This window comes from Mycobacterium sp. GA-1841, from assembly GCF_001954135.1.
Taxonomy (GTDB): domain Bacteria; phylum Actinomycetota; class Actinomycetes; order Mycobacteriales; family Mycobacteriaceae; genus Mycobacterium.
Genome location: NZ_MBEQ01000053.1, coordinates 19,518 through 41,995, shown reverse-complemented (window position 1 = coordinate 41,995; position 22,478 = coordinate 19,518). Strand labels below are relative to the sequence as shown.

Annotated in this window: 24 protein-coding genes and 1 tRNA gene; 13 read left to right on the top strand and 12 right to left on the bottom strand. The window is 66.3% G+C overall.

The genetic code is table 11. The features are described from left to right. Positions 1-81: 81 nt before the first annotated feature. Complete coding sequence (locus tag A5740_RS12270; protein WP_076194400.1) at positions 82-1,305, bottom strand: multidrug effflux MFS transporter; 1,224 nt, start codon at positions 1,303-1,305, stop codon at positions 82-84. Positions 1,306-1,352: 47 nt separating this feature from the next. On the opposite strand from A5740_RS12270, the gene A5740_RS12265 reads away from it, so the two are divergent. Continuing rightward, positions 1,353-1,820, top strand: coding sequence for a MarR family winged helix-turn-helix transcriptional regulator (locus tag A5740_RS12265; RefSeq protein ID WP_254849162.1), 468 nt, complete (start codon positions 1,353-1,355; stop codon positions 1,818-1,820). On the opposite strand, the gene A5740_RS12260 is transcribed toward A5740_RS12265, so the two are convergent. The 3 genes from A5740_RS12260 to A5740_RS29085 are packed head-to-tail and all read right to left on the bottom strand — an operon-like array spanning position 1,817 to position 2,775. Continuing rightward, on the bottom strand, positions 1,817-2,158 hold the full coding sequence (locus A5740_RS12260; protein WP_076194397.1) for a DUF3817 domain-containing protein: 342 nt from the start codon (positions 2,156-2,158) through the stop codon (positions 1,817-1,819). The genes A5740_RS12265 and A5740_RS12260 overlap by 4 nt on opposite strands. Beyond that, on the bottom strand, positions 2,155-2,538 hold the full coding sequence (locus A5740_RS12255) for a hypothetical protein (protein ID WP_076194395.1): 384 nt from the start codon (positions 2,536-2,538) through the stop codon (positions 2,155-2,157). The genes A5740_RS12260 and A5740_RS12255 overlap by 4 nt, the downstream gene beginning before the upstream one ends. Before the next feature lie 42 nt (positions 2,539-2,580). After that, a complete protein-coding gene (locus tag A5740_RS29085) occupies positions 2,581-2,775 on the bottom strand; it encodes a hypothetical protein (RefSeq protein WP_254849161.1) in 195 nt (64 codons plus the stop codon). Positions 2,776-3,278: 503 nt separating this feature from the next. On the opposite strand from A5740_RS29085, the gene A5740_RS12245 reads away from it, so the two are divergent. Then, a tRNA-Leu gene (locus tag A5740_RS12245) sits at positions 3,279-3,361 on the top strand. Between the two features lie 10 nt (positions 3,362-3,371). Here A5740_RS12245 and A5740_RS12240 read toward each other — a convergent pair. After that, entirely contained in the window at positions 3,372-4,112 is a 741-nt protein-coding gene (locus tag A5740_RS12240) for a potassium channel family protein (protein WP_076194423.1), read from the bottom strand. 221 nt (positions 4,113-4,333) lie between these two features. Here A5740_RS12240 and A5740_RS12235 point away from each other — a divergent pair, with 221 nt between their 5' ends. Then, entirely contained in the window at positions 4,334-4,702 is a 369-nt protein-coding gene (locus A5740_RS12235; RefSeq protein WP_076194387.1) for an STAS/SEC14 domain-containing protein, read from the top strand. Positions 4,703-4,758: 56 nt separating this feature from the next. Here A5740_RS12235 and A5740_RS12230 read toward each other — a convergent pair whose 3' ends face one another. The 3 genes from A5740_RS12230 to A5740_RS12220 all read right to left on the bottom strand — a co-directional run bounded on the left by A5740_RS12230 (position 4,759) and on the right by A5740_RS12220 (position 8,668). Beyond that, entirely contained in the window at positions 4,759-6,582 is a 1,824-nt protein-coding gene (locus A5740_RS12230) for a fatty acyl-AMP ligase (protein ID WP_076194386.1), read from the bottom strand. Positions 6,583-6,684: 102 nt separating this feature from the next. Next, entirely contained in the window at positions 6,685-7,209 is a 525-nt protein-coding gene (locus A5740_RS29080; protein WP_254849160.1) for a DUF4333 domain-containing protein, read from the bottom strand. A gap of 19 nt (positions 7,210-7,228) precedes the next feature. Beyond that, the gene (locus A5740_RS12220) at positions 7,229-8,668 is read right to left on the bottom strand and encodes a peptidase (RefSeq protein WP_076194384.1); all 1,440 of its coding nucleotides are present in this window, start codon (positions 8,666-8,668) and stop codon (positions 7,229-7,231) included. A 111-nt stretch (positions 8,669-8,779) separates the two neighbouring features. Between A5740_RS12220 and A5740_RS12215 the strand changes: the two genes are divergently transcribed. The 6 genes from A5740_RS12215 to A5740_RS12190 all read left to right on the top strand — a co-directional run bounded on the left by A5740_RS12215 (position 8,780) and on the right by A5740_RS12190 (position 15,058). Next, positions 8,780-9,448, top strand: coding sequence for a nucleoside/nucleotide kinase family protein (locus A5740_RS12215; protein WP_076194382.1), 669 nt, complete (start codon positions 8,780-8,782; stop codon positions 9,446-9,448). Between the two features lie 50 nt (positions 9,449-9,498). Then, complete coding sequence (locus tag A5740_RS12210) at positions 9,499-10,842, top strand: MFS transporter (protein WP_076194380.1); 1,344 nt, start codon at positions 9,499-9,501, stop codon at positions 10,840-10,842. Positions 10,843-10,925: 83 nt separating this feature from the next. After that, positions 10,926-11,876 (top strand): LacI family DNA-binding transcriptional regulator, encoded by a 951-nt coding sequence (locus tag A5740_RS12205; protein WP_076194379.1) that lies wholly within the window; start codon positions 10,926-10,928, stop codon positions 11,874-11,876. A gap of 114 nt (positions 11,877-11,990) precedes the next feature. Continuing rightward, a complete protein-coding gene (locus tag A5740_RS12200; RefSeq protein ID WP_076194377.1) occupies positions 11,991-13,193 on the top strand; it encodes a cytochrome P450 in 1,203 nt (400 codons plus the stop codon). Next, the gene (locus tag A5740_RS12195; protein ID WP_076194376.1) at positions 13,190-14,266 is read left to right on the top strand and encodes a phosphotransferase; all 1,077 of its coding nucleotides are present in this window, start codon (positions 13,190-13,192) and stop codon (positions 14,264-14,266) included. Before A5740_RS12200 ends, A5740_RS12195 begins: the two co-directional genes overlap by 4 nt. A gap of 54 nt (positions 14,267-14,320) precedes the next feature. Continuing rightward, positions 14,321-15,058, top strand: a complete 738-nt coding sequence (locus A5740_RS12190) for an SDR family NAD(P)-dependent oxidoreductase (RefSeq protein ID WP_076194374.1) — start codon at positions 14,321-14,323, stop codon at positions 15,056-15,058. A gap of 72 nt (positions 15,059-15,130) precedes the next feature. Here the strand turns inward: A5740_RS12190 and A5740_RS12185 are convergent, their stop codons facing one another. Genes A5740_RS12185 through A5740_RS12175 form a run of 3 tightly spaced genes read right to left on the bottom strand, consistent with a single transcriptional unit; the run spans position 15,131 to position 17,794 of the window. Beyond that, a complete protein-coding gene (locus tag A5740_RS12185) occupies positions 15,131-15,433 on the bottom strand; it encodes a hypothetical protein (RefSeq protein ID WP_076194372.1) in 303 nt (100 codons plus the stop codon). 25 nt (positions 15,434-15,458) lie between these two features. Beyond that, entirely contained in the window at positions 15,459-16,949 is a 1,491-nt protein-coding gene (locus A5740_RS12180) for a class I adenylate-forming enzyme family protein (protein WP_076194370.1), read from the bottom strand. Further along, the gene (locus A5740_RS12175; protein ID WP_076194369.1) at positions 16,946-17,794 is read right to left on the bottom strand and encodes an NAD(P)-dependent oxidoreductase; all 849 of its coding nucleotides are present in this window, start codon (positions 17,792-17,794) and stop codon (positions 16,946-16,948) included. The genes A5740_RS12180 and A5740_RS12175 overlap by 4 nt, the downstream gene beginning before the upstream one ends. 268 nt (positions 17,795-18,062) lie before the next feature. Between A5740_RS12175 and A5740_RS12170 the strand changes: the two genes are divergently transcribed. The 4 genes from A5740_RS12170 to A5740_RS12155 are packed head-to-tail and all read left to right on the top strand — an operon-like array spanning position 18,063 to position 22,119. Continuing rightward, positions 18,063-19,664 carry a methylmalonyl-CoA mutase family protein gene (locus A5740_RS12170; protein WP_076194368.1) on the top strand — a complete coding sequence of 534 codons (1,602 nt, stop codon included), beginning with the start codon at positions 18,063-18,065 and terminating at the stop codon, positions 19,662-19,664. Between the two features lie 33 nt (positions 19,665-19,697). Next, positions 19,698-20,099, top strand: a complete 402-nt coding sequence (locus A5740_RS12165) for a cobalamin B12-binding domain-containing protein (RefSeq protein ID WP_076194366.1) — start codon at positions 19,698-19,700, stop codon at positions 20,097-20,099. Continuing rightward, positions 20,096-21,052, top strand: coding sequence for an LLM class F420-dependent oxidoreductase (locus tag A5740_RS12160; RefSeq protein WP_076194364.1), 957 nt, complete (start codon positions 20,096-20,098; stop codon positions 21,050-21,052). Before A5740_RS12165 ends, A5740_RS12160 begins: the two co-directional genes overlap by 4 nt. Continuing rightward, a complete protein-coding gene (locus tag A5740_RS12155) occupies positions 21,049-22,119 on the top strand; it encodes a CaiB/BaiF CoA-transferase family protein (RefSeq protein ID WP_076194363.1) in 1,071 nt (356 codons plus the stop codon). Before A5740_RS12160 ends, A5740_RS12155 begins: the two co-directional genes overlap by 4 nt. Here the strand turns inward: A5740_RS12155 and A5740_RS12150 are convergent. Then, positions 22,104-22,415: a 2Fe-2S iron-sulfur cluster-binding protein gene (locus A5740_RS12150; protein ID WP_076194361.1), complete on the bottom strand. Its 312-nt coding sequence runs from the start codon at positions 22,413-22,415 to the stop codon at positions 22,104-22,106. The genes A5740_RS12155 and A5740_RS12150 overlap by 16 nt on opposite strands. Between the last annotated feature and the right edge of the window lie 63 nt (positions 22,416-22,478).

Here is a 22,478-nt window from a genome sequence, read left to right as displayed (position 1 = left end):
CTGGAGTGGCAGTCAAGCTCGCGCGTCACTCCAGCGTGACAATCGCGGTCGGTCAAGTGACGACGGCGGGCGCAGGCAGTGTCAAGCGGTGGCGTAGGCCGCACTCCGACGGGTCAGCAGCAGCGCCGCCGCGGCGACGACGGCACTGACCACCATGGCCACCGCCATGGGCAGTGCGGTGTGATCACCGCCGAGCCCTACGATCGGCGACACCACTGCGGCCAGGCCGAACTGCAGGGCGCCCAGCACCGCGGAACCGGTGCCGGCGGCGTGGCGAACTTCGTCGAGCGCCAATGACGTCGCATTGGCAGCGACCAGGCCGAGGCTGGCGACGGCGCCCCACAGCAGCACCAGAGATGCCCACAACACCGGGCCGAGCAGTGCGTCGATCACCAACAGTGCCGAGAGCAGCACGAGCAGACCGATGCCCAGGTGCATCAGGCGACGCTGACCGAACCGGCCCACGATCCTGGCGTTCACGGCATTCACGATCACGATGCCCGCCGCGTTGGCGGCGAACGCGAAGGAGTAGTGCAGCGGCGAGAGCCCGAGCACATTCTGGAGCACGAACGGCGACGCCGAGATGTAGGCGAACATCACGGTGAACCCGAATGCGAAGGCCAGCGTGTAGCCGATGTACCCGCGATTGGTCAGCACGGATCGGGCGTCACGCAACATCGCGGCGACGCCGCCGGTGTTGCGGTTGTCTTTTGGGTGGGTTTCGGGCAGCACGAGGGCGACCCCGATGAACATCGCCGCGGCGAGCCCGGTGAGAATCCAGAAGACGCCACGCCAACCGATCACACCCATCAGTGATCCGCCGATCAGGGGTGCGAGCACCGGGGCGGCGCCGTTGATGATCATCATCAAACTGAAGGCCCGCGCGGCTACCGCGCCGTGTGCGCGATCGGCGACCACGGCTCGGCTCAGCACCACACCGGCCGCTCCGCTGAAACCCTGCACGAAGCGAAAAGCCGTCAGCAGGGCGATATTTGGTGCCAGGGCACACGCGATTCCGGCCAGTACGCACACCAACGTGCCGGCGAGCATCAACGGCCGTCGGCCGAACCGGTCGGAGAGCGGACCGATGATCAACTGCCCGCTGGCCAGCCCGATCATGAACGACGTCAGCGTGAACTGGATGGCCGACGCGGAGGTCCCGAACTCATCGGCCATCGCCGGGAAGGCCGGCAGGTACATGTCGATCGACAGCGGTGCGACGGCGGTAAGCAGGGCAAGGACACCGAGCCAACTCATGGGCAGGGCCGGCGCCTGGGTCGGGTTATTGATCGTTCGAGTGCTCATTCACGCCTTAACGGTTTAGGTATAAATTTATAGGTAATATAGCCGATGTGACGCCGCCTCGAGTACCCAAAGCGACGCGTGATGTGCATGACATCGCCACCGCGGTGCGCACACTTGCCTGGTCGTTGCGGCGCTTCGGTGAAAAACAGGTGGGGCTGGAACCGTTGCCGCACTCAGAGTTCGAAGTGATCCGCACGGTCGGCGATCATCCCGGTATCAGTGTGTCCGAGGTGGCTCACGCCCTGGGTCTGCAGCCCAGCAACGTCAGTACGACGGTGCGAAAACTGGTGGAGCGTGGCTTGGTTGACCGCGTGCCCGACGCACGCGACCGGCGCTGCATTCGGTTGCACCTGACCGCCAGGGCTGCCGAGCACAAGAAGATGATCGACGCGGCGTGGACCGCCGGGGTTCGCGATCAGCTGGCGGCGATGACCGAGGACGAGGTCGCGACGTTGGTCAAAGCCGGGCCGCTGCTTCTGCGGCTCGCGTCGATGGGGCAGCCGGCTGAGCCTTAAATGCCGAAGCGTTCCTTGATGTCGCGCGTGTTGAAGTGCTCGGCGATGATGCCGACCAGCGGGATCGTGCCGGCCAGCAGGACGCCGATGGTCTTGCCGATGGGCCAGCGGATCTTGACGGCGAGGTTGGCCGTGAACAGCAGGTAGATGAAGTACACCCAGCCGTGCACGACGCCGATCCAGCCCGGCGGGTTGTCCACCTGCACGATGTACTTGAGCACCATCTCGTAGCACAGCGCGATGAGCCAGAGACCGGTCGTCCACGCCAGCACGCGGTAGCCCAACAACGCCTTGCGGATGGTCTCCTTGGGCGTGGTGACGGCCTGCGGTTCGGTCATCTGTCGGTCCTGTCTTTCTTCTCGGGCTGGGCATCGGACTTGGCCAGCTCGGCAAGGTAGGCGTTGTACTCGGCGAGCGTCTGGTCACCGTCATCGTGGGCTGCCGCTCTGGGCCGTTCCGGGAGCAAGCCCGCGGGGATCTCGGTGACCTCATCCTTCGGCGACTCCGGCGGCGCTTCTTCGAAGCGGACGAACTTGTAGTACGCGTAGAAGCAGAAGCCGGCGAACATCGGCCACTGCAGCGCATAGCCCAGGTTCTGGAAGGTGCCCGAGGCCGATTCATAACGCGTCCACTGCCACCAGGCCAGTGCCAGGCAGCCGGCGGCGCCGAGAATCACCAGCAGGATGAGCGCTGGTCTCCTACGCCGTGTAGTGGACATTCGTCCATGGTACGGCGAGGTGCTTCCGGCCAGCTCACGGCACTAGATCTTGGGGCCGATGAACTCATCGAGGCGAGCAGTGGCGGCCTTGCGGTAGATCGAGACCACGTACTTGGTGGAACGTGTCCACGGGATGGCCAGATGGTCCAGCGCGCCGGTGAACAGGTTGAGGATGTCCTCTGAGTGATTCGTGAAGTGGTAACGGACGCTCTTGACGCCGCGGTCGTTTGCGACCACTCGGCAGCCGTCGCTGTGGATAAGGCCGCGCACGAAGTCCTCGGTGGCTTGGCCACGAGACCTGCGTGTTGACCAGGCATAACCGACTCGATTGCCCGGCGACATTGGTCGATTATTTCTGGATACTTTTTGTCGAGCGTGATTCGCAAGCGCCAGACCCGTTTGTTACGCGATATGTCGCCGTCTCCCAGATAGAGGCCAAGGACATACGAATATGCGGAGATGGGTAGCGCACCGAAGTCATGGTCTACGCCGCATGGTGACGACGCCGATGTCTGCAATCGCTTTGGTGGTTGGCTGCGCCAGTCTCGCACGGTTGAACGAGGTATGCCCGTTTGCCGAGCGATCTCGCAGTCGTTGATGCCAGCGGTGATGAGCTCCTGAGCCTTGTTGAACTCGTCTGCCGACCGCATGACGCACCCCTCTCGACGGGCGATGCCTCGACGATATTGATGGCCACCGACAGACTCGGCCACTTGCAGACCGGTAGGATCAGGACCCTTGCGGGCGTGATGGAACGGCAGACATGCCGGCTTTAGGTGCCGGTGCTCGAGAGAGCGTGTGGGTTCGAATCCCACCGCCCGCACTCTTTAAGGTCAGCGATCGGCTCCCGAGTCTTCGGCTGTCGGCACCCGCCGCAATTCCTCGCGGAGCGACGCGATCTCGGCACGCAGCTCGTTGATGTGCGCGGCGGTCACGGCCGCGGACGCAGCGTCGTCCACGGCCACGCTCTGCACGATCCACGACGCGATCGTCGCGGTGATCGAACCGACCAGGCTGATCCCGCCGATCATCAACAGCGCCGCGATGACTCGTCCGGTCGTGGTAACCGGGTACATGTCGCCGTAGCCGACCGTGGTGATGGTGGTGATCGCCCACCAGACCGCGTCGCCGAAGTCGGTGATGTGTGCGTCGGGCTGACCACGCTCGGCCTGCAGCACGGCCAGCGACGCGACGTACACCAGCAGGACCGCGCCCGAGATCGTGTACAGCACGACTTTGCCGCGGATCGCATGTCCGACGGCTTTCTGGATGACGCCGATCAGCACGATGAGACGCAGCAGACGCAAGGGTCGCAGCAGCGGCAAGACCACGATCGCCAGGTCCACGAGGTGGGTGCGGAACCAGTGCATGCGGTTGTCGGCCAGATACAGCCTGGCCACATAGTCCGCGGTGAACACGGCCCAGGTGAGCAGGGTCGCGAGCTCGACGATTCGGGCCGCCAACCCGTGGGGCTGGATCAGCACCTCCACCGAGTAAGCGGCCAGGAACACCGCTGCCACCGAGGCCAGCGGCCACTCGGCGCGGGCCTCCCATCTGTCGAGGCGCTGCTGCATGGTCACCGCAAAAGTGTGCGGCACCACTGCGCGAAGCGTCAGGCCACCCCGTCAATCCGTTTGGATGACGCCGGTCTCCGGGCACACATCATGCCGCAGTCGCGTCGGTAACGCTGTGGCGTGGGTTGGCGCTCAAAACCGCCACAGCGTTACTTACGCGAGTGCGCCTGGCTCGGCGCACACTGGGTGTGAAGTGATCACTCACGTCGGAAGGAGAACCGATGATCGATGTCCTTCCTGATATGCCCAACGGCGTGTTCGGGATTCGGGTGGCCGGGCGCATTCGTGGGGACGATCTCAAAGAGTTCCGACCGACGATGGATGAGTTGCTGAACAGCGGTGAGATCCGGATTGTCGAGGTCATCGCGCCGGATTACGAGGGTTTTGGACCGGGTGGGCTTGTCGAGGATTTGAAGCTCGGCCTCGGCTCATTGCTGCGTCATCACTCGGCGTTCAAGCGAATCGCGGTCGTATCCGACATGGAGTGGGTTGCCGACGCCATACATGCTTTTGCGTGGATGGTTCCCGGTGAGCTCAAGGTGTTCGGGCTTGGTGAACTCGAGGCCGCGAAGGAGTGGGCCGCGGGTTGATCTCGGCGCACAATCGCGCCATGCCGGCGAGAACCAAACCGCCCCGACACCAACCCCTACTTGTCGAACTTCCCACTCAAATACTCAGCACGGCAGGCATTCCGGGCCAGTTTGCCGCTCGTCGTGCGGGGGATGACGCCGGCGGCGACCATGCGCACATCGGAGACCCGTACCTGATGGTGACGCGACACCGCTGATCGGATGGCCTCGACGATCGGCCCGGGTTCGGCGCGGCCGGCACCCGCAGCCCGTTCGGCCACGACCACCAGCTCCTCACCGCGTTCACCGGGCACCGAGAAGGCGGCGACGTAGCCGGAGCGCACCGCGCGCGAGGCCAGGCTGACCGTGGTCTCGATGTCGGTGGGGTAGTGGTTGCGGCCGTCGATGATGATCATGTCTTTGATCCGGCCGGTCACGTACAGATGGCCGTCGAGGTAGACCCCGAGATCGCCGGTGGCCAACCACAATCCATCGTCTCCCACCCCCTCGGCGTGGCTGCCTGATTCGAGGCGGGTCTGCAGCTTGTTGCCGAAGACTCGTTGGGATTCGTCGGGACGGCCGAAGTAGCCGCGGCCGACGTTGTTGCCGTGCAGCCAGATTTCTCCGACCTCGCCGTCGGCCCGCTCGCCGCCATCGGAGCCCGCGATCACGACCCATTGGTTGGGGATCGCGCGGCCGCATGACACGTGTGCCACGGCGCCCTCGGCGTTCGCGTCGACGATGACGGCGTGCCCGGCATTGAGCTGTTCGCGGTCCAGATGGATGACGCTGGCGGTCTCGTTCGGGGCGATGCTGGCCACCGACAGTGTTGCCTCGGCCATGCCATAGGACGGTTTGACGGTGGTGGCAGGCAGTCCGTACGGGGCGAACGCCGTCGTGAATTCCTCGATCGAGGACATGGTCACCGGTTCGGATCCGTTGAGCAGCGTGACGACGTTGCTCAGGTCGATCGATTCGCCTTTTGGCGGCAGGCCGCGTTGCGCGCACAGCTCGAAGGCAAAGTTCGGCGCGGCCGCCAGCGTCGGCCCGGTCGCGGACTCCTCGGCGAGGCGCTTGATCCAGCGGTAGGGCCGGCGCACGAACGCCATCGGGTCCATGAGGGTGATGTGGTTGCCGCACAGGGCCGGGAACATGATCATGATCAGACCCATGTCGTGGTACAGCGGCAGCCAGCTCACGCCGCGGATACCCAGCTCGAGATCGCCGGCCAAAATCATCTGCAGCACGTTGGTGCACACGTTGCGATGGGTGATCTCCACCCCGGCCGGGATACGCGTCGATCCGGACGTGTACTGCAGGTAGGCGATGTCGTCGGTGGCGCGTGCCACGTCGGTGAACATCGGCGCGAGCGAATCCGGGACCGCGTCGACGGCGATCATGCGTGGCCGCTCGGTGGCCGGCAGCGTGCGCAGGAAACTGCGTACCGATTCGGATGCTGCGGTCGTCGTCAACACCACCGTCGGTTTGGCGTCGTTCAGCACCGCGGCCAGCCGTTCGGCATGGCCGGCCAGGCTCGGCGCGAACAGCGGCACCGCGATGTTGCCGGCGTGGACGGCGGCGAAGAACGCCGAGACGTACTCGACACCTTGGGGCGCGAGGATCGCCACGCGGTCGCCGGGAGCGGTCACCTGCTGCAGCCGGGCACCCACCGAGCGCACCTGCGTCCACAGCGCGTTCCAGCTGAGTTCGACCACGCGGCCGTCGGAATCCGACGAGTAGTCCACGAAGCGGTAGGACGGTGCCTCGCCGAACCTCGCCCGGTTCTGATCGAGGAACGACGTCAGTGTGATGCCGTCAGGCACGACGATGGTGCCGTCGGAGTTGACATAGTCCCCAATGTTGGACTCAACGGCAGTGTTACCCAAGGCATCCCGACCCATAGCACAGACTCTAATAGCGGTGCTAAGTAACCAGGGAACCGGAGTGGGATGACAGTTCTCACTGCCGTGGGTCAATGTGATCTTGATCGCATTTGGCGAAGGTTATCGCGGGCCGTCCACGGCGTATGTGCCGTCGTCGTCGGTGAACTCGACGATCACCCTTCGCAGCGTGTAGTTGATCTCCACCGCACATTCGAACGTCGCGCCTGTGCGTACGACCGGATTGTCGCCGTTGTTGCAGGCCACCGCCGCGATGCGGTTGGCCCCGTACCCGTTGATCGGATCCGACAGGATCTGGGCGACGCCGGCCTCGGCCTGACGGACATCAAGGTGGGTGCCGTTGCGGTCGGCGCTGCTCCAGGCCCACAGCGCCGCGCCGATCACCGCGACGACCACCACGGCGACGGCGCCGAGGAGAAGTCGCCGGTCGATCGAGCGCGGTTGCGGCGGCACCGGCGGGCGCGGAGGCGGCTGAGGCGGGCGTGGGGGCCGCGGTGCCGGTGCGCGTCGGGCCTGATGCGGCGGCGGAGGCCCCGGCGGCGGCGTCCATGCCCGCCGCGCTCGGCTCGCGCCTGGTGGCGGCGCGCCCCCCGGGCGCACCCACCACGGCTGCTCGGGCCCGCTCATCGGCTCTCCTTCACCGGGCTCATGGCTCACGGAACCGTTGGTAGCACTGCGTGTCATCGCCTTGAAGGCCGGAGCGGTAGGCCAGGATCCGGGTGAATCCGGCCGGCAACACCCTGCCGTTGACGTCGCTGGCCGCCAGCCCGTTGGTCAGCAGGCCGCTGATCGCCTCGTCGGTGTCCCCGGCCGACAGCGTGATCGGCTGATTGGGTTCGGCCATTCTCGCCTGGCCGACGCCGGTCAGGCAGCCGGTGCGCATGGCGGCCACCGGCGTATCGAGGGGCAGGCCTTTCTCGTGTTGTACCGCCAGTGCGTATCGAGAAGTCAGCACCGAGATCGCGGAGTTGTCGCCTTGGAGGAGCTCGCGCTCGTCGTTCTCATTCCTGCTCTCGCCCAGGGCTTTCATTCCGTCCAGATCGACCACGATCGTGTTGGTCGCCGGACAGTAGGAGGCCGGAGGGGACGGGCCGGCATCGGGGCACGGGGCAGGCTCGGTGCTCAGGCTCGGGGGATCGGTGGGTGCGTAGATACGCCGTAGGGACTGCATCGTCGTGTCCAGCAGATCGGCGGTGACGGTGCTGTCGCCACGCTGCGTGCCGCTGAAGAGGTCGAGGAATTTGGGGAGGTCGCCGCGGCGCTTCGTGATCTCCTCGGAGTCCATGGCCGCGCACTGGTCGACATTGCCGCTGAAGCCGATCTGAAACGCGCTGACCCGGTCGAGTGCCGAGCCGTGTTCATTCCCGGTCAGGGTCGCGTCCAGCCGCGTCATCAGGGGATCGCGGATGTAGATGAGCCCGGCCAGAACGTGGTTGAGCCCATCTGACGTGCTCAATTCGAACCGTGGGGAGTTACCCGCGGCCACCCACCGCAGGTACACCCCGGCCAGGCAATCGGCCTGTTGTTCGGCAACCAGTACCGGCGTGCTTTCGTTGACCAGGCGGGCCTGTTGCTGGACGGCGTGGCCGTACTCATGGGCCATCACCCCGACCACGCCCATCTGGCCGAAGTATTGGGCGGCAACAGGAATCGCCACACCGCGATCCCAGGCCAACACGTCGCTCTTGAAGCAGTAGAAGGCGTTGGTCAATCCGACCGTGCTTTCGCCGCAGAGCTCAAGGCCGGGGGATACGTCGGAGTTGAACGACACCACTCGCGACACGGGAGTGAAGGTCCCTGGCAATGAGCCGCCGCTGTAGTTCTGCGACCAGAAGTCTTCGATGTCGTCGATCGCAAGCAGCGCCAGATCGTCGAGTTGGCCGCCGTCGGTGTTCTCGGCATGACGCTTCGGTGCGGGAGCGTCAGGACGGGTACCGCTGTGGCCGTCGGTCACCGGCAGGCCGCCGACCCGGTCGGGCAGGAACAACATCGAGGTGGCCCGACCGCCGATCACCGTGGCATCCCCGCACCCCGCCAGCAGCACCGCACAGCAGGCCAGGCCGATCCACCAGCGAATTCTCGCCAATTGCGCCGCCTTCCGTGCGATACACCTGGTGAAAGTTCTACCCCGTCGGGCCGACGTTGGGCACCTGCCGCCGTAGAACCCGGAGACGGTTCGCGCGACAATGGCACCGCTATGCCCACGTTCGACGAACTCCTGGCCCGGGTGTCGGCCCGCGCGGCTGCGCCGGGGACTTCCATCGTGGGGATCGCCGGGGCGCCCGGCGCCGGCAAGTCCACTCTGGCTGCAGCGCTCACTGTCGCCGCCCGGACCCGGTTGGGTGAGGCCGCGGTGGCACACGTCCCGATGGACGGCTTCCACCTGGCCGATGTTGAACTGCGCCGGTTGGGACGGCTGGAGCGCAAGGGCGCACCCGACACGTTCGACGTTGCCGGCTACGCGGCGCTGCTGCGCCGGATCCGGACCACGACGGAGGTCGTCTACGCGCCGGGCTTCGAGCGCGAGATCGAGCAACCGATCGCCGGCGCGATCCCGGTGTTCCCGCACACGGCGGTGGTGCTCACCGAGGGCAATTACCTCCTGCTCGACGATCCGGCGTGGTCGACGGTTGCCGCAGAGATCGACGAAATTTGGTACTGCGCAATCGAAGACGACGAGCGGATCGCGCGCCTGATCGCCCGCCACGTCGCCTTCGGCAAGTCGGAGGAGGCGGCCCGACGTTGGGTCGACGAGGTCGACGAAGCCAACGCACGGTTGGTGGCGGCGACGGCGGTTCGGGCTGATCTGGTGGTCACTTCGGCGACCGCGGCGACCGAGCCTCGAGAAAGAGACTTACGCGCATAACCGAACAGATAAACTCGCCTCTCGCGATCCGAGAGGCGAGTTTTCTGTTGATGTCACCGAACAGCGGCACCACCGGCTCCCATTTCAGCCCGGCCGTGCGCAAGGCGATCACCGGCGCGTCCATAGGCAACGCGGTGGAGTGGTTCGACTTCGCGATCTACGGCTTCCTGGCGACCTACATCGCCACGAACTTCTTCCCGGCCGGCAACGAAACGGCTGCGCTGCTCAACACTTTCGCCATCTTCGCGGCCGCGTTCTTCATGCGTCCGCTCGGCGGATTCGTGTTCGGCCCGCTGGGGGACCGGCTCGGGCGCCAGCGCGTCCTCGCCGTGGTGATCCTGTTGATGTCGGCCGCCACGCTCGGCATCGGGGTACTGCCCACCTACGCCACCATCGGGGTGGCCGCGCCGTTGCTGCTGCTCTTGCTGCGCTGCCTGCAGGGGTTCTCCGCCGGTGGCGAATACGGCGGCGGCGCAGTCTATCTCGCCGAATATGCGACGGATCGGCGGCGCGGTCTGACCGTCACCTTCATCGCATGGTCAGGGGTGCTGGGCTTCTTGCTCGGCTCGGTCACCGTCACGCTGCTGCAGGCACTCCTGCCGTCCGACGCGATGGAGAGCTACGGCTGGCGCATCCCATTCCTGGTGGCCGCGCCGCTGGGCCTGGTCGGGCTCTACATCCGGCTGCGGCTCGACGACACTCCCGAGTTCGCCAAACTCGATGACGCCGATCGGGTGGCCGCCTCACCGCTGCGTGAAGCGATGGGGACCGCGCGTCGCGCGATCCTGCAGGTGATCGGCCTGTTCATCGTCTTCAACGTCGGCTACTACGTCGTCTTCACCTTCCTGCCGACGTACTTCATCAAGACGTTGCACTTCAGTAAGACCCAAGCATTCGTCTCGATCACCTTGGCCAGCCTGGTGGCGTTGATCCTGATCCTGCCGCTGGCCGCGCTTTCCGATCGGGTCGGACGTAAGCCGCTGCTGATCGCCGGATCGTCAGGGTTCGCCGTGATGGCGTATCCCCTGTTCCTGCTGATGAATTCGGGTTCGGTGGCGGCGGCCATCGCCGGACATTGCCTGCTGGCTGCGATCGAGTCGGTGTATGTCGCCACGGCGGTCACCGCCGGCGTCGAGCTGTTCGCCACCCGCGTGCGCTACAGCGGGTTCTCGGTCGGCTACAACATCGCGGTGGCCGTGTTCGGCGGGACCACGCCCTATGTCGTCACCTGGCTCACCGCGGCGACCGGCAACGCCCTGGCCCCGGCGTTGTATCTGGTCGCCGCCGGCGTCGTCTCGGTGCTCACCGTCCTGACCTTGCCGGAGAACGCCGGACGGTCCCTGTCCGGTGTGGATGAGCCCGACGGCCGGCAACGTGCCACGATGGGATCGTGAGCACCACACGAGGCCGTCCGGCGGGATCGAAAGTCGGGCGCCCGACACGATCGAAGGTCGGGCTCCGGCCAACGAAAGCCGACGTGGCCAGACTGGCCAACGTCTCCACGGCGACCGTCAGTTATGTGCTCAACAATGTGGAAGGGCAACGGATCTCGGAGCAGACCCAGGCGGCGGTGCGCAAGGCTGCGGCCGATCTCGGTTACCGGCCCAACCTGGCGGCACGCAACCTCGCGGTCGGCGGCAGCGGTGTGGTGCTCTACATCGTGCCGCGCACCGACCTCGGCGAGTTGCCTCTCGAGGTCGGCAGTCGGCTGACCACGGCGCTCGGCCGGCACGGCATCGTGCTGTCGATGCAGCTCGAAACGGACGACGGTCAGAACATCGTCGACGCGGTGGCCAACCTCAACCCCGTCGCGGTGGCCGGCGTGTTTCCGTTGACCGGCGCTGCCGCCGCGGCGGTCGAGTCCGCGAAGATCCCGCAGATCTACCTCGGCAGCGAGAAGCTGCGTGCGCTCGGGTCACTGCATCTGACCGTCGGAGCGATGCGGGTGGAGCACCTCATGTCGCGCGGGCACACCCGCCTGGCCTTCGCCTATTCCGGCGCCGAGGTCCTGCGGCCGCTCGGCGATTACTGGTTGTCCGGTCTGCGGGTGGCCGCAGCCGAGCACGGTCTGCCCGAGATCGAGGTGGGCAGCGTGGCCACCGATGGATCCGATGCGGCCGGCGTCGTGGCGACATGGGTGTCGGCCGGCGTGACGGCCGTGTGCGCGCAGAGTGACGAGACCGCGTTCGTGGTGCTGCACGGGCTGCGCGAGGCCGGCCTGAGGTGCCCGGATGATCTCGCGGTCATGGGGGTGGACGCGATACCGCTGGGTGCGGTGAGCTCTCCGCCGCTGACGTCCGTCGTGTTCGACGCCAAGACGATTGTCGACGCCGCAGTGCCGGCAATGATGGCCGAGCTCGGATATCCCACCGTGGGTGACGCCGACGGCAGCGACCCTGCCGCACTCATCGTGCGCGACAGCACCTGAGCATTACAGGCGAACGGTAAACCGTAAGCGCATGGGGCCTTGGCAGGCGCTTGTCCCGGCGTGTAACTTACGCGGGTAAGTAACTCTCCGCAGCCCTCAGAGAGGTGGACCGCCGTGAGCGTGAGCACCACCAGTGACGTGTACTTCGACCCGTACGACGTCGAGATCAACGCCAACCCGTATCCGACGTTCGCCCGGCTCCGCGAGGAGTCGCCGCTGTATTACAACGAGCAACACGACTTCTACGCCTTGAGCCGGTTCGCCGACGTCAACAAGGGCCTGGTCGACCATGAGACCTTCAGCTCGGCTCGCGGCGCGATCATCGAACTGATCAAGGCCAACATCGACATCCCATCGGGCGCTTTGATTTTCGAGGATCCGCCGATCCACACCGTGCACCGCAAGCTGCTGTCCCGGATGTTCACCCCGCGCAAGATCAATGCGCTGGAACCCAAGATCCGGGAGTTCTGCGCGCAGTCGCTGGACCCACTGGTCGGTACCGGCAAGATCGACTTCATCAAGGATTTCGGCGCGATCATGCCGATGCGGGTGATCAGCGCGCTCCTGGGCATTCCCGAAGAGGATCAGGAGAAGATCCGCGACCACGGCAATGCGCAGATGCGTACCGAGGCCGGAAAGCCGATGGCGGCGGCGCAGGACGGTCTGGTCGACGGCTCGATCTTCGAGGCCTACATCGACTGGCGCAAGGACAATCCGTCCGACGACATCATGACGGATCTGCTCAACGTCGAGTTCACCGACGAGCACGGTGTCACCCGCAAGCTCACCCGCGAAGAACTGCTGATCTACATCAACGTGGTGGCCGGAGCGGGTAACGAGACCACCACACGGCTGATCGGGTGGGCGGCAAAGGTTCTCGCCGAGCACCCCGACCAGCGTCGACAACTGGTGGAGAACCCCGCGCTGATCCCGCAGGCGATCGAGGAACTCCTGCGGTTCGAGCCGCCGGCGCCGCATGTCGCCCGCTACGTGACCCGCGATGTCGAGCTCCACGGCCAGACGGTTCCCGAGGGCAGTGTGATGATGATGCTGATCGGTGCGGCCGTGCGGGACAGCCGCCAGTTCCCGCCTGACGGTGAAATTTTCGACATCCACCGCGAACAACGTCAGCACCTGGCGTTCAGTGTGGGCACCCACTACTGCCTGGGCTCGGCCTTGGCGCGGCTGGAGGGGCGGATCGCCCTGGAAGAGATGCTCAAGCGCTTTCCCGAGTGGGACGTCGATCTCGAAAATGCGGTGTTGTCGCCGACTTCGACTGTCCGCGGCTGGGATTCGATGCCGGCGTTCGTCCGGTGACCACCGCGCTGACGGTCCCCAAGGACTGGGCCGAGGTCACGCCGGACTGGTTGACGGCAGCGCTGGCCGACCACCATCCCGATGCGGTGGTGGAACGCGTGTCCGTGGACATGCGCGACGACGGGACCAACCGTCGTGCGCGCCTGTCGGTCACGTACAAGCCAGGCCCGGCTGGTCCGTCGACGGTGTTCGCCAAGGCCGTCGATCCCGGCCACAAGGAGATGATCAAGTACACCAGCGGGCTGCTGCACGAGCCCAGGCTGTTCAACTCCAAAGTCGAGCTGCCGCTTGAACATCCGACGGTGTACGCCGCCCCGATCGACGAGGGGGACGACGACTTCGTGCTGGTCATGGAGGACCTCACCGCTCGTGCCGCCGACCCGCGGGATGCCACCAGGCCGTTGACTGTGGAGCAGGCCGCGCATGGGGTGCGCGGGCTGGCCCGGTTGCACGGGGCGTTCTGGGGCGAGCGGGTACGCCGGCCGGGTTTGGAGTGGCTGGAGCCGTTCGAGCCGTGGGACGGCATGCAGTGGGCTCCGCTGCCTGCGGCGCTGGAGCGTCTCGGTGACGATGCTCCCGCCTCGGTGCATGCGCTGAGCATCGATCAGCTGGTGGAGGGCACCTGGAAGCCTTTCATCCGGACGCTCACCACACCCGGCACCTCGCAGACCCTGTTGCACGGCGACCCGCACATCGGCAACACCTATGTGGTGCCCGACGGCGATGTCGGCTTCCTGGATTGGCAGGTGGCCCGTCGCGGCAATTTCTCGTTGGATCTCGGCTATTTCCTGCAGGGCGCGCTGACCACCGAGGACCGCCGGGTCGCCGAGCGTCAGCTCCTCGAGGAGTACCGCGACGCGCTCGGGCTGCCGGCCGACGAGCTCCCGTCGCCCGACGAGATCTGGTTGCGGTACCGCGCCTCGGTCGCCCACGGGTTGATGACCTGGCTGGCCACCGCGAGCGCGGGGGAGTTGTGGCAACGCCCGGACATCGCGCTGGCGCTGGCACAGCGGTACTCGGCGGCCTATGAGGATCTGCAGACCGCGCAGGCGCTGGCCGATCTCGTCGATTAGCCCGTATAAGCAAAATCGCCCGCGACGGGCTGCGGTGCCCCTAACCTGTCCGCCATGACAGGTGTGGTGGTGACGGGTGCGGCGTCAGGGATCGGGCGGGCCAGTGCGGAGGCGCTGATCGCGGACGGCCGACGGGTTGCGTTGTGGGACATAGCTTCCGAGGTTCGTGATGTGGCCGAAGGCCTGGGTATGCCCGCGACGGTGATCGACGTGTGCGACACGAGCGCGCTGTCGGTCGCCGTCGAGGAGGCGGCCCAGGTGCTCGACGGGATCGACGGACTGGTGCACGCAGCGGGCAGGGTGCTTCCCGAACCGGTGGGCGCCTATACCGAGGAATCCTGGGACGCCGTGCTCGATGTGAACCTGCGGGCGCAGGCGCTGCTGATGCAGTTGCTGTTGCCTCATCTGGAGAAGGCGGCGGCCGACGGCGGATCACCCGCGGTGGTCGGCATCTCGAGCATCGAAGGTCTGGCCGCCAACCCGTTCATCCCGGCCTACTGCGCGTCCAAGGCGGGGCTGCTCGGCATGACCCGGTCGATGGCTGCTCAGTTGGGCCCATTGGGTATTCGCGTCAACGCGGTGTGCCCCGGTTTCATCCACACCCCGATGCTCCAGATCGCGCTTGATGTGGAGGAGATTCGGGCGGGCTTCGAGCAGGCCGCGCCGCTGGGCCGGCTCGGCCGGCCTGAGGAGGTGGCGGCCGCGGTGGCCTTCCTGATGTCGCCGAAGGCGTCGTTCGTCACCGGCACGCAATTGGTGGTCGACGGCGGAGTGACCAGCCGTCACCCCTGACCGCGAGCAGACGCGGAGGTACCCAAAACCACGTGAAATGGCGTACTTCCGCGTCTGTTCGCGGAGGAAAAGTCAGTCGCTGGCGGGCAGCGGCTTGGCTTCTTTGAGGCTGAGCGCGGTGTCCCCGACCGACAGGGTGCCGGCCCCGGCCTTGGTGACCAGGACCTCGGCGCCACCGTCGTCGACGTAGCGCTTGCCCATCAGATTGCCGTCGGAGAACGCCGCATCAATCGTTGCGCTCGAATCCTTCTCGGCGTCCAGGGCGATCATCGCCACGCCGCCCGCGCGCAGGTCGTCGAGGCTGTCGGCGCTGCGCACGACGATCACCTGGGTGTCGCACACCTGGCTCTGCAGGCGGGTGCCGTTCTTGATCACGATGCTGACTCCTTACGGGGTGGGGCTATGAGATGGGGGCGAGTTCGTCGACGAGTTGCCGGCGCAGCACCTTACCGGTCGGGTTGGTGGGCAGCTCGTCGCGGAACACCACCCGGTCCGGGGTGCGGGAACCGCGCAGCTGCTTGCGCACATGTTCCCGCAACGCGTCGGGATCGGGGGAGGTGCCTTCGACGGGTACCACGACCGCCACGATGATCTGTCCCCACTGGGGATCTTCGGGGCCGACGACCGCGACGTCGCGCACCTCGGGATGTTCGACGAGCACGTCCTCGATCTCGGCGGGGGCGATGTTCTCCCCGCCGCGGATGATGGTGTCGTCGGAACGACCACCGATGAACAGATAGCCGGCCTCGTCGAGCATGGCGACGTCCTTGGTGGGGAACCAGCCTTCGGCGTCGAGCACCGATCCGATGTCGGTGTAGCGACCCGACACCTGCTCGCCGCGCACGAACAGTTCACCGGTCTCGCCGGCGCCCAGCACGGTGCCGTCCTCGGCCCGGATCTGCACCTCGATACCCGGCACCACCTGGCCGACCGAGCCGAGCCGTCGGGCGGCGGCTGCGTCTTCGGCGGCCAGCGCCTCACGATGATCGTCGGGGCCGAGAACTGCGATGGTGGAGCTGGTTTCGGTCAAACCATAGGCGTTGACGAAGCCGACGTTCGGCAGCAGCTGCAGCGCCTTGCGGACCAGGGGCAACGCCACCTTCGAGCCGCCGTAGGCGAGATTGCGCAGGGAGGGCAGTTGGGCGCCGGCAGCCTCGAGGGCGGTGACGATGCGGTCGAGCATCGTCGGCACGACGGTGGCTGAGGTGACGCCTTCGGTGCGGACCAGTTCCACCCACCGGTCGGCGTCGAAGTGCCGCAGATACACCATCTTTCGCCCGGCGTACAGGTTCGACATCGCTGCGCTGACACCGGCGATGTGATAGGGCGGCACGCAGATCAGCGCTGCGTCTTCCTCTGCTGCCGAGGCGAATTCGACGGTGCCGGTGATGTAGCTGGTCAGGTTGTTGTGGGTGAGCTCGACGGCCTTGGGGCGTGAGGTGGTCCCCGAGGTGAACAGCACTACCGCGACGGCGTCGGGATCGGCGAACTCGGCTGCAGGTTCAGCAGTTCGGGCGGAAGCCAGGAACTCTTCGGACGTGACGACCTGCTTGCCCACTCCGGCGACGACGTCGGCGTACTCGGCATCGGCGACCACCAGGGGCTCGGGCAGGCGCTCGATCAGCTCGTGCAGGCCGTCCTTGCTGAGCCGGTAGTTCAGCGGCGTGAACGGCACAGCAGCACGCGCCGAGGCGAACAGCAGCAGTGGCAGGAGCGCGCCGCCGGTGCCCACGTAGGCCACATGCGCGGCCCCGGAGGCGGCGATGACGCCGGCGCCGCCGTCGGCCAGGGTGCTGAGTTCCTCGGTGGTCAGCCGCAAATCGTCGGACACCACGGCGGTGCGGTCGGCCCCGCCCGAGACCGCCATTTCCAGCAGCAGCGAGATACTCACAGGCCCTGTCCCGGCGCGTCGATGAAGATGTCGATGATCGGATCGTCCCCGCCGCCGTAGCGCGACAGGTCGGTGACGCCGGAGCCGGTGAGCACCTCGGAGTCGATGAAGGTCTTGCCGTTCACCTCGGCGGCCGGGCGGGACAGGATCTCCACCGCCGCGTCGGCCATGATCTCGGGCTTGCGGGACGACTGCGCCAGGTTCTGCCCGTCGGCCAGGTTCGTGACCGCGGAGGTGACGATGTAGGTCTCGGGCCACAGACAGCTGAATCCGATCCCCGCATCGGCATATTCGGACGCCCAGCCCAGCGACAGCAGCGTCATGCCGTACTTGGACAAGGTGTAGGACGGATGGGCGCCCAGCCAGTACGGGTTCATGTTCATCGGCGGGGCCAGCGTCAGGACCTGCCCGTTGGTGGACTTGCGCAGGTACGGCAGCGCGGCCTTGGTGAGCAGGAACGTGCCGCGGACGTTGATGTCCATCATCAGGTCGAACTTCTTGGCCGACAGGGCCTCGGTGGGTTCGGTCGAGATGGCGCTGGCGTTGTTGATCACGATGTCGACGCCGCCGAAGTGCTCGACGGCAGTTTCGACGGCGCGGACCACGTCCTCTTCTTTGCGTACGTCGCCCACCACCGCGACGCCCTTACCGCCGGCGGCCTCGACCTCGGCGACGGCGGTGTGCACGGTGCCGGGAAGCTTCGGATGGGGCTCGGCGGTCTTGGCCAGCAGCACCACGTTCGCCCCGCGGCGGGCCGCGCCGAGCGCGATGGCCAGGCCGATTCCGCGGCTCCCACCGGACACGACCAGCGTGCGGTCGGTGAATGACTCTTGCTGGCTGGACATGGTCCTCCTCGTCGAGCGCAGCAATCCGCTGTTGCGCCGTCGTCAACGGTACTGTCAACCGTACCCAAATGGTATTGGCATTCTCATTTTTAGCAAGTCTCGTAATCGGATGACGCAGTGCCCGCGGAACCGTCGCTCACCACATCGGTTCGGAGGCGACGCCATGGGTCCTCGGTGCGCAGGTCGCAACGCTCCCGGCCAGTACACGGCCCACATTTCCACCCGGCGGTATTGGCATTCTCATTTTTAGCAAGTACGTTATCCACTGATGAGCGAGCAACCTGTCCCTCCGGTAGAGACTCCGTCCGGCATCCCGCTGGAACCGGTCTACGGCCCGAGTGACCGTGCGGTCGAGCCGCCGGCGCCCGGGACGTATCCCTTCACCCGCGGCAATTTCGCCTCCGGCTACCGCGGGAAGACCTGGACGTTCCGGCAGTACTCGGGTTTCGGTACCGCTGAGGAATCCAACCGCCGGTACCGCTATCTGCTCGATCAGGGCGGCACGGGCCTGTCGGTGGCGCTGGACCTGCCCACCCAGTGCGGCTACGACTCCGATGACGAGGAGTACGGCGAAGAGGTCGGTCGCGTCGGCGTCGCCGTCGACACCCTGGCCGACGCCGAGATCCTGTTCGACGGCATCCCGCTGGACAAGATCAGCACCAGCTTCACCATCAACGGCACCGCGGCCATCCTGCTGGCGTTCTATGTCGCGGCCGCGGAGAAGAAGGGCGTGCCGCGCGAGAAGCTCACCGGCACGATCCAGAACGACATCCTCAAGGAGTACGCGTCCCGCGGCACGTGGATCTGGCCGCCCGAGCCGTCGCTGCGCCTGATCGCCGACACCATCGAGTTCTGCGCCGCCGAGGTGCCGCGGTTCAACGCGATCTCGGTGGCCGGCGCGCACTTCCGCGACGCCGGCGCCAACGCCATCCAGGAGATGTCGTTCACGCTCGCTGACGGCGTCACCTACTGCGACACCGTTGTCGAGCGTGGGCGAATGACGATCGACAAGTTCGCCCCGCAGATCTCGTTCTTCTTCTACACCCACGGCGACTTCTTCGAGGAGATCGCCAAGTATCGGGCCGGCCGTCGTCGCTGGGCCACGATCGTGCGGGAGCGCTACGGCGCCACCACCGACAAGGCCTCGATGTTCCGGTTCGGCTGTGTGGCCGGCGGCGCGTCGCTGTACGCGCCCCAGGCGCAGAACAATCTGGTGCGCGTCGCGTACGAGGCCATGGCTGCCGTCCTCGGCGGGGTGCAGTCGATGTTCACCGCAGCCTGGGACGAGCCGTTCGCACTGCCGTCCGAGGAGTCGGCCACGCTGGCCCTGCGTACCCAGCAGATCCTGGCCTACGAGACCGGCGTGACGAAGGTGGCCGATCCGCTCGGCGGGTCGTACTTCGTCGAGGCGCTCACCGATGCCACCGAGGCCAAGATCATCGAGATCATGGACGACCTGGAGAAACACGGCGGCATGGTCCGGTGCATCGAGGACGGCTACCTGCAGGGCCTGATCGCCGACGAGGCGTTCAAGATCCATCGGGAGACCGAGTCCGGGGTCCGGCCCGTGGTCGGGGTGAACAAGTTCGTCGTCGACGAGCCCGCACCGGACATCGCGACGTACGAACTCGACGCCGAGGGGCGCGATCTGCAGCTCAAGCGACTGTCGAAGGTCAAGGCCGAGCGTGACGACGTGGCGGTCAAAGAGACATTGGCTGCATTGGCCAGAGGAGCCGAAGGCAGTGGACCGGGGGCAGACAACCTCATGCACCGGTTGATCGACTGCGCCAATGCGTATTGCACAGTGGGAGAAATGGTGTCGACGTTGAAGTCGGTGTGGGGCGAGTTCCAGCAGCCGGTGGTGTTCTGATGAGCGCTTGCGCGAAGAAGCGAGGGCTTTGAGATGGCCACCCGCGTACTTGTCGCAAAGCCGGGCCTGGACGGTCATGACCGCGGCGCCAAGATCGTCGCGCGCACCCTGCGTGACGCCGGATTCGAGGTCATCTACACCGGCATCCGCCAGCGTATCGAGGACATCGTGTCGATCGCATTGCAGGAAGACGTGGCCCTGGTCGGACTGTCGATCCTCTCGGGTGCGCACGTCGCGCTGACGGCGCGCACCGTCGAGGCGTTGCGGGCCGCCGATGCCGGTGACATCGCCGTCGTCGTCGGCGGCACCATTCCACAGTCCGACGTGCAGAAGCTGCTGGATGCCGGTGCGGCAGCGGTGTTCCCGACGGGTACGTCGCTCGACACCTTGGTGACCGACGTTCGCGCACTGACGGAAAAGGCGGCCAACGCATGAGACTGGGCGTGATGATCGGGGCCGAGCGGGGCGACATGGCCCGTAAGGTCTCCAAGCTGGTCTCCGACATCCAGTGGGCCGAGTCGGCCGGACTGGACAGTGCGTGGATGCCGCAGGTGCCCAACGACTTCGACTTGCTCACCATGGTGGCGTTGATGGCGTCGAACACGTCGCGGATCGAACTCGGCACCGCGGTGGTGCCGTTGCAGGCACAACACCCGATCGCGCTGGCACGCCAAGCGCTGTCGGTGCACGCCATCTCGGGCGGGCGGCTGGTCCTGGGTGTCGGGCCGAGCCATCACTGGATCGTGCAGGACATGCTGGGCCTGCCCTATGACAAGCCGGCTGCCTACACCCGGGACTACCTCGAGGTGCTGAACGCGGCCATCTCCGGGCCCGGAGATGTTGACGTGGAGAACGATTCGTTCACCGTGCACAACCCGACGGTGTTGGGCGCCGACACTCCGATGCCGGTGCTGGTGTCGGCGCTCGGCCCGGTGATGTTGCAGATCGCCGGCGAGCACGCCGACGGCACCTCGCTGTGGATGGCTGATGAGAAGGCGATCGGCGAGCACATCGCCCCGAAGATCAACAAGGCCGCCGCCGACGCGGGTAAGCCCGCTCCGCGGATCGTTGCCGGCATCCCGGTCACGCTGTGCGCCAACTCCGAGATCGACGAAGCCAAGGACCGGGCCAACCGTGTGCTCGCCGAGGCCGAGACCTCGCCCAACTACCAGCGATTGCTGGACCGGGGCGAGGCCCGCAACGTCGGCGATCTGCTCGCCGCGGGCGACGAGGAATCAATCCTCAAGCGGTTCAAGCAGTTCGCCGACGCCGGGGTGACCGATCTGTCGGTGCGGTTGCTGCCGATCGGGGACACCCGCGACGAGCTGATTGCGTCGAAGTACCGGACCCGTGAGGTGATCGCCGAGCTCGCCAAGGCAGTCAGGTGACTTCGAACGGCCCTTTGGCGGGAATCCGCATCGTCGAGGTCGGCGTCATGCTGGCCGGGCCCTATGCCACCATGATGCTGGCCGATCTCGGCGCTGAGGTGATCAAGGTCGAGCCGCCCGGCGGGGAGATCTCCCGTCAGGTCAGTGACAGCTACTTCGCCAGCCTCAACCGGGGCAAGCGCAGCATCTGCCTGGACCTGGCCTCGGAGGCCGGGCAGGCGAGACTGCATGAGTTGGTGGCGGATTCGCATGCGTTGCTGGTGAACATGAAGCCATCGGTGATCCGCCGCCTCGGCCTCACCTACGAGCATCTGAGTCGTTTCAACCCCAAGCTGGTCTGTGTCGCGATGACCGGTTTCGGCCTGGACGGGGGAGATGACCCGGCCTTCGACTACGTCATCCAGGCGGCCACGGGAGTGGCGGCGATGACCGGAGATCCGGACGGTCCGCCCACGCTGCCGGGCTACTCGTCGGCGGACAACTCGACCGGATTGACCGCCGCGCTGGGCTTGTTGGCGATGATCGTCTCGGGCGAGGGTGGCCAGGTGGATGTCTCGTTGCGCGATGTCATGCTCTCGCAGCTGAACTACCGGGCGTCGGCTTACCTCAATGACGGTGCCGAGCCACGTCGTCACCCGTTCGGTGCGCACTCGTATTACGTTCCCGCTCAATTGTTCCCGACTGCCGACGGTTACCTTGCGCTGTTCATCACCCACGACGGGTTCTGGAAGTCGTTCGCCGGAGAAGCCGGGATCGAGGGTTTCAAGACCATGGCCGAACGGGCCGCGCGTCGCGACGAGGTCCTCGACGTGGTGACGGCGGCGTTGGCCACCGATACCGCCGCCGGCTGGGAGTCGCGGCTCAAGCCACTGGGTATCCCGACGGCTGCGGTGCGGACGCTGCCGCAGGCCCTGGAGGCAACACCGGAAATGCTGGCGATTGCGGGAGATTTCCGCCTGGTGGGGTCGCCGGTACACGTCGCCGGATACACGCCCGACTACCGGCCCGCGCCGGAGTTCGACGAATACGGGCCGACGGTTCAGTCCCCGGCTCAATCCTCGTCGTAGGAAACCGTCACCGCGTCGCAGTCCGGGACGGCCTGGCAGGTCAGGACATAGCCGTCGGCCACCTCGTCGTCATCGAGAGCGTCGTTGACCCGCATGGTGGCGGTGCCCTCCAGGAGCTTGGCCATGCAGGTGCCGCAGTTGCCGGCCTCGCACGAGAACGGTGGTGTCATACCGGCTCGGCGCGCGCTCTCCAGCAGGGTTTCGCCCGGCCTCCGTGGCACGGACAACTGCTCGCGGTCGAACACGATGGTGACCTTGCCGTCCGCGTTGCTGCCGGCCATCGGTTCTGCGGTCATGTGACTCCCCTGTGCACTATCATTCTGACTTAGCGAGAATACCATTCTCCATAAATGATAGTA

Bases quoted from the DNA above. Each gene is read 5' to 3' on its own strand.
- A5740_RS12240 (WP_076194423.1), bottom strand. From the start codon at position 4,112: ATGCAGCAGCGCCTCGACAGATGGGAGGCCCGCGCCGAGTGGCCGCTG.
- A5740_RS12255 (WP_076194395.1), bottom strand. From the start codon at position 2,538: ATGTCCACTACACGGCGTAGGAGACCAGCGCTCATCCTGCTGGTGATT.
- A5740_RS12260 (WP_076194397.1), bottom strand. From the start codon at position 2,158: ATGACCGAACCGCAGGCCGTCACCACGCCCAAGGAGACCATCCGCAAG.
- A5740_RS12230 (WP_076194386.1), bottom strand. From the start codon at position 6,582: ATGGGTCGGGATGCCTTGGGTAACACTGCCGTTGAGTCCAACATTGGG.
- A5740_RS12270 (WP_076194400.1), bottom strand. From the start codon at position 1,305: ATGAGCACTCGAACGATCAATAACCCGACCCAGGCGCCGGCCCTGCCC.
- A5740_RS12150 (WP_076194361.1), bottom strand. From the start codon at position 22,415: ATGACCGCAGAACCGATGGCCGGCAGCAACGCGGACGGCAAGGTCACC.
- A5740_RS29080 (WP_254849160.1), bottom strand. From the start codon at position 7,209: ATGAGCGGGCCCGAGCAGCCGTGGTGGGTGCGCCCGGGGGGCGCGCCG.
- A5740_RS12160 (WP_076194364.1), top strand. From the start codon at position 20,096: ATGAGACTGGGCGTGATGATCGGGGCCGAGCGGGGCGACATGGCCCGT.
- A5740_RS12235 (WP_076194387.1), top strand. From the start codon at position 4,334: ATGATCGATGTCCTTCCTGATATGCCCAACGGCGTGTTCGGGATTCGG.
- A5740_RS12165 (WP_076194366.1), top strand. From the start codon at position 19,698: ATGGCCACCCGCGTACTTGTCGCAAAGCCGGGCCTGGACGGTCATGAC.
- A5740_RS12190 (WP_076194374.1), top strand. From the start codon at position 14,321: ATGACAGGTGTGGTGGTGACGGGTGCGGCGTCAGGGATCGGGCGGGCC.
- A5740_RS12170 (WP_076194368.1), top strand. From the start codon at position 18,063: ATGAGCGAGCAACCTGTCCCTCCGGTAGAGACTCCGTCCGGCATCCCG.
- A5740_RS12215 (WP_076194382.1), top strand. From the start codon at position 8,780: ATGCCCACGTTCGACGAACTCCTGGCCCGGGTGTCGGCCCGCGCGGCT.
- A5740_RS12175 (WP_076194369.1), bottom strand. From the start codon at position 17,794: ATGTCCAGCCAGCAAGAGTCATTCACCGACCGCACGCTGGTCGTGTCC.
- A5740_RS12210 (WP_076194380.1), top strand. From the start codon at position 9,499: ATGTCACCGAACAGCGGCACCACCGGCTCCCATTTCAGCCCGGCCGTG.